Annotated in this window: 4 protein-coding genes and 1 pseudogene; 3 read left to right on the top strand and 2 right to left on the bottom strand. The window is 62.3% G+C overall.

The annotated features are described in order from the left end of the window. The 3 genes from ACT67G_RS11805 to ACT67G_RS11795 form a co-directional block, all read left to right on the top strand. Positions 1–299, top strand: a 299-nt coding sequence (locus ACT67G_RS11805; protein ID WP_443664355.1) for a triose-phosphate isomerase family protein, incomplete at its 5' end; no start/stop codon positions are given. A gap of 45 nt (positions 300–344) precedes the next feature. Further along, positions 345–1,862, top strand: coding sequence for a 2,3-bisphosphoglycerate-independent phosphoglycerate mutase (gpmI, locus tag ACT67G_RS11800; protein WP_443664354.1), 1,518 nt, complete (start codon positions 345–347; stop codon positions 1,860–1,862). A 130-nt stretch (positions 1,863–1,992) separates the two neighbouring features. Next, positions 1,993–2,685, top strand: coding sequence for a peptidoglycan DD-metalloendopeptidase family protein (locus ACT67G_RS11795; protein ID WP_443664353.1), 693 nt, complete (start codon positions 1,993–1,995; stop codon positions 2,683–2,685). 59 nt (positions 2,686–2,744) lie between these two features. Here ACT67G_RS11795 and ACT67G_RS11790 read toward each other — a convergent pair whose 3' ends face one another. Both ACT67G_RS11790 and prfB read right to left on the bottom strand, forming a co-directional pair. Continuing rightward, positions 2,745–4,157, bottom strand: coding sequence for an MATE family efflux transporter (locus ACT67G_RS11790; RefSeq protein WP_326214512.1), 1,413 nt, complete (start codon positions 4,155–4,157; stop codon positions 2,745–2,747). Between the two features lie 144 nt (positions 4,158–4,301). Next, a pseudogene (prfB, locus tag ACT67G_RS11785) lies at positions 4,302–4,498 on the bottom strand (peptide chain release factor 2); the annotation flags it as partial.

The following is a 4,498-nucleotide window of genomic DNA, read 5'->3' as shown; positions in this document are numbered from 1 at the left end:
CCGCCGACAAGCTGCGCCGCTGCATCATCGCCTATGAGCCCATCTGGGCCATCGGCACCGGCAAGACCGCTACCGCCGAGCAGGCCGGTGAGGTCTGCGGCAACATCCGCGCCACCATCCGCGCTCTGTACGGCGCCCGGGTGGCCCGCTCCGTCACCATCCAGTACGGCGGCTCCATGAATCCCAAGAACGCTGCGGAGCTCCTGGCTCAGCCCGACATCGACGGCGGCCTTATCGGCGGCGCCGCTCTGAAGCCCGATCAGTTCCTGGACATCATCAACGCCGCCAACCAGGAGTAATCCCCTTTACAACGGCGAATCGATGATTCTTGAAACGAGGTTTCTATGAATAAAACACCCACTACCCTCATCATTATGGATGGCTTTGGCCTCACCAACGGCGTTGTCGGCAATGCTATCCGCGCCGCCAGCACTCCCCGCCTGGATCAGTTTTTCCAGGAATATGCCCATACCACCCTCCGGGCCTCCGGTCTGGATGTGGGCCTGCCTGACGGGCAGATGGGCAACAGCGAGGTGGGCCACACCAACATCGGCGCGGGCCGTGTGGTGTTCCAGGATCTGCCCCGCATCACCAAGGCCATCCGTGACGGCTCTTTCTTTGAGAATCCCGCCTACAATCACGCCATGGACGCCTGCCTGGAAAAGGGTACTGCCCTGCACCTGATGGGCCTTCTGTCCGACGGCGGCGTCCACTCCCATCTGGACCACCTCTTTGCCCTTTTGGAGATGGCCAAGCGCAAGGGACTGGAAAAGGTCTATATCCATGCGTTCCTGGACGGGCGTGACGTCTCCCCCACCTCCGGCGCCGACTTTGTGGCCCGGACGGTGGAGCAGTGCCGCTCCATCGGTGTGGGCAAGATCGCCACGGTGATGGGCCGCTATTACGCCATGGACCGGGACAAACGCTGGGACCGGGTGGAGATGGCCTATGACGCCATGGTCTACGGAGAGGGTTCCACCTTCAATCCCGTGCCCGTGGCCGCTGTGAAGGACTCCTATGCCGCCGGCGTCACCGACGAATTTGTGGAGCCTGTGGTCTGCGACCGGGACGGCACCATCTCCGATAACGACAGCGTGATCTTCTTCAACTTCCGCCCCGACCGGGCCCGGGAGATCACCCGTTCCCTGGTGGATCCCGAATTTGACGGCTTTACCCGTCAGTTCTTCCCCCTGACCTTTGTGTGCAACACGGAGTACGACGCCTCCATGCCCAATGTGGAGGTGGCCTTCCCCCGGGTCAGCGTCGCCAATGGCCTGGGCGAATATCTCAGCCAGATGGGATTGACCCAGCTGCGCATCGCCGAGACGGAGAAGTACGCCCATGTGACCTTCTTCTTCAACGGCGGCACCGAGACGGTGTTCCCCGGCGAGGACCGGGTGCTGGTGCCCTCCCCCAAGGTGGCCACCTACGATCTCCAGCCGGAGATGAGTGCCGTGGAGGTCACGGACAAGTGCGTGGAGCGCATCGAGTCCGGCGCTTACGACGTCATCATCCTGAACTTCGCCAACTGCGACATGGTGGGCCACACCGGTGTCTACGAAGCGGCGGTGAAGGCTGTGGAGACGGTGGATACCTGCGTGGGCCGGGTGGTAGACGCCACCATGAAGATGGGCGGTATCGCCATGATCACCGCCGACCACGGCAACGCCGAGCAGATGGAGGAGCCTGACGGCTCTCCCATGACCGCCCACACCACCAATCCCGTACCCTTTATCCTCTGCGGTGCCGGCACGGAGCTGCGCTCTGACGGCCGTCTGGCGGACATCGCCCCCACCATCCTGGATGTGATGGGCCTGGCCTGCCCGCCGGAGATGGACGGAAAGACCCTCATCATCAAATAAAGTTCCGCATAGCAGAAGGGAGACGCCTGGAGCGTCTCCCTTTTTTGTCTCTTTGCCGCCGCCAAATTCTGTATAAATCCCGGAAAAAGCGCCCATACTTCCCTCAGACCCAATATGAGGGAGGTATTACATGGAAAACAAATTCAAGTCCCTGATGAGCGGGGCCTTTCCCGTGGTGCTGGCCGGGTGTGTGCTGGCCGCCGGGATCGGCGGCTACTTCTGGCTCTTCGGCGGCAGCAGCCAGGAGTCTCAGGCGGAGGAAGAGGCCTCGGCTCCGGCGGTGATCCAGGAGGAGCCCCAGCCGGCACAGACCATCCCCCCGGAGACGGAAGAGGCCTCTGCCCAGGAGGAGATCCCCGCCAGTATGCCGGAGGAGCCTGTCACCGTGGAGGTGCCGGTGGTGGCGGAGGCACCGCAGCCGGTGGTTCAGCCTCTGGAGGGGGAGGTGGTGACGGCCTTCTCCGTAGATGAGCTGCTCTACAGCCCCACCATGGATGACTGGCGGATCCACGACGGCGTGGATATCGCCGCGCAGGAGGGGGACTCCGTGGTATCCGCCAGCGCCGGGACCGTCCTCTCCGTGACGGAGGACGCCCTGCTGGGCACTACCGTGGTCATTGACCACGGGGACGGCGTGGAGGCCACCTACGCAAGCCTTCAGGAAGGTCCCATGGTGACAGCGGGTGAGAGCGTCAGCGCCGGTCAGATCATCGGTACTGCGGGCACCACCGCCGCCTCGGAGGCCGCCCAGGGCCCCCATCTCCACTTCTCCGTCACCAAGGACGGAGACACCATGGATCCCAACGAATTTCTCTCCCAATGACCCCACGCAAAAAGAGCGCCTGACAATCAGGCGCTCTTTTTGATTGCTCTGTCACAGCCTCATGCCTCGGCGTCCTTGCGGGCGAAGTCCGCAGCCCGCTGGGCCATATAGGCATCGGCATCCCGGAAGGTCTTGCGCAGGAAGATGATGCTCAGGGTCAGGCTCATGAGCTCGGCAATGGGGAATGCGCACCACACCAGCTCCAGCCGGCCTGTCAGGGACAGCAGCCACGCCACCGGCAGCAGCACCACCAGCTGACGGCCCACGGAGACGACCAGGCTGTACAGGGGGTTGCCGATGGCCTGGAACACGGAGCCCGCAATGATGCAGAAGCCGGCGAACAGGAAGGATACGCTGATGATCCGCAGGGCCACAGAACCGATCTCCATCATGTCGGCAGAGGCGTTGAAGAAGCCCAGCAGCGTCCGGGGGAAGAGCTGGAACACCAGCAATCCCACCGCCATGATGGCGATGGCAGTGCAGACGGAGAGCTTCACCGTCCGGCGCACACGCTCCGGCCGGGCGGCACCGAAGTTATAGCTGACGATGGGCACCATACCGTTGTTGAGGCCGAAGACCGGCATGAACACGAAGCTCTGGAGCTTGAAGTAGGAACCGAAGACGGCGGTGGCGGTCTTGGTGAAGCCGAAGAGGATCTTGTTCATACCGAAGACCATCACGGAGCTGATGGACTGCATGACGATGGAGGGGATGCCCACCCGGTAGATGACACCTGCCACTTCCTTGTTGAAGCGGATCTCCCGGGGACGGATGTGGATATCGTGGTTCTTCTTGAGGTTCAGCAGCAGGGCCAGCAGGGCGGCCACGATCTGCCCGGCCACCGTGGCAATGGCGGCACCCGCCACCTCCATCCGGGGAGCACCGAAGAGGCCGAAAATCAGGATGGGGTCCAGGATAATGTTGATGACGGCGCCGGTGAGCTGGGTGCACATGGCGTAGAAGGTGCGGCCGGTGGACTGGAGCAGCCGCTCAAAGCAGAACTGGCAGAAGACGCCCAGGGAGCACCCCAGGCAGATGGTGGCGTACTGGGTACCGTACTCCACGATGCTCTCCTCCCCTGCGGCCTGGGCCAGGAAGAAAGGACGGGAGAGGAAGATGCCGATCAAAGCGAATACCACGAAGCTGCAAAGGGACAAAAAGATACCCGTGTTGGCTGCCCGATCCGCCATGTCCTGGTTCTTCTCGCCCAGGGAGCGGGAGAGCAGGGCATTGATGCCCACGGCAGTACCGGAGCCCACGGCGATCATCAGGTTTTGCAGCGGGAACGCCAGGGAGACGGCGTTGAGGGCATCCTCGCTGATCTGGGCCACGAAGACGCTGTCCACCACGTTGTAGAGGGCCTGCACCAGCATGGAGATCATCATGGGGATGGCCATGCCCGCCAGGAGCTTGCCGATGGGCATGACGCCCATTTTATTCTCCTGGGGCGCTGCGGGAGTGTTGTTTTCCATGTCTTGCGATTCCTTTCTCTTTTTTTCCGGAAAAAGGACGCGGCCTTTCAGCCGCGCCTTTTCTTTGGGCCTGTATCGTTCAGGAGCATTCCGGCGGCGCTGGCCGGCCTGTGCGGACGCCATCCGCACACGCTCCCAGTCGCCTTATTTTTTCAGCTCGCCGGTGGCCAGCTGGGTGAGGTAGGCATTGATGAAGCCGTCGATATCGCCGTCCATGACGTTATCGATGTTGCCCATCTCATAGCCGGTACGGGTATCCTTGGCCAGCTGATAGGGCATGAAAACATAGGAGCGGATCTGGCTGCCCCACTCGATCTTCATCTGCACGCCCTTGATATCGG

It is taken from the genome of Dysosmobacter sp. (assembly GCF_052306735.1).
GTDB lineage: Bacteria > Bacillota > Clostridia > Oscillospirales > Oscillospiraceae > Oscillibacter.
Note: the sequence above shows the minus strand (reverse complement) of the source record. Positions and strands in the feature narration are given on the sequence as shown.